Genomic DNA, 871 nt, shown 5'->3' with positions numbered 1-871 from the left:
ACACGTTCTTGTCGCAGGCCGGTGACCACGCCAGCGGTTTTCAGATCTACTACTCCAAGACCTATGACAAGTGGGTCTTCAACCGTCACGCCGCCGATACCGACGACACGAAAATCGTCCGCGCCATAAGCAAGAACACGGCCCGTGCGGGTGTGTGGACGAATGTGACCGGTGTGTACGACGCAACAGCCAAGAAGATCCAGCTGTTCGTGAACGGTGAGCTGCAGGAATCGGTCGATTTCACGTCTCCGTGGCAGGCCAAGGGCGGTCTGCAGATCGGCCGAATCTACTACAAGAGCTCCTGGCAGGAGAACGCCGCCGGGACCATCGACGACATCCGCATCTGGGACCGCCGAATCGGTGCCGATGAAGCCGTCGATTACGGCCTGCGGATCAGCGACTAGCGGTTACTGAACCATTTCCCCATCTCATCGGGGTCCTGCCCGGCAAGACCTGCCGGGCAGGACCCCGATTCTCATACGTGCCAGCAATTCGCTGAGCGCGTCATCATTGATGAGCGAGGACTACAAATGAAACGGCACGGCAGACCCAGGCGGTCACTGCTCCTGAAGTCGACCCTGGCGGCGACGCTGCTGACCGGCGCAACCTGCGGCCTTCCCGGTATATCGCCCGCAGCGCGGGCCTCCGCAACGGAACCCCCCGAACTCGTCGAGAAAGCTTCCTTCTCTTTGGATGAGGGTGTTGGTGCGGGGCGTGTGTCGGGGGGTGTTCCGGGGGAGTTTATCGCGGAGTTGGGTGGCGGTGCCGAGTTGGGTGCCGCGGGGAAGTCCGGTTCTGCGCTGCGTCTGAACGGGTCGTCGGGGTTTGCGGCGACGGCCGGTCCGGTGGTGGATACGACGAAGTCGTTTTC

At 62.0% G+C, this 871-nt stretch carries 2 protein-coding genes; both read left to right on the top strand.

Translation table 11 applies throughout. The features are described 5' to 3' along the window. Window positions 1–404, top strand: a 404-nt coding sequence (locus JXZ78_RS40035) for a LamG-like jellyroll fold domain-containing protein (RefSeq protein ID WP_308281085.1), incomplete at its 5' end; no start/stop codon positions are given. 126 nt (window positions 405–530) lie between these two features. After that, the coding region (locus JXZ78_RS40030; RefSeq protein WP_238783734.1) for a hypothetical protein at window positions 531–871 on the top strand (341 nt) is incomplete at its 3' end.

The organism is Streptomyces monomycini (genome assembly GCF_022271435.1).
Taxonomy (GTDB): Bacteria; Actinomycetota; Actinomycetes; order Streptomycetales; family Streptomycetaceae; genus Streptomyces; species Streptomyces monomycini.
Note: the sequence above shows the minus strand (reverse complement) of the source record. Positions and strands in the feature narration are given on the sequence as shown.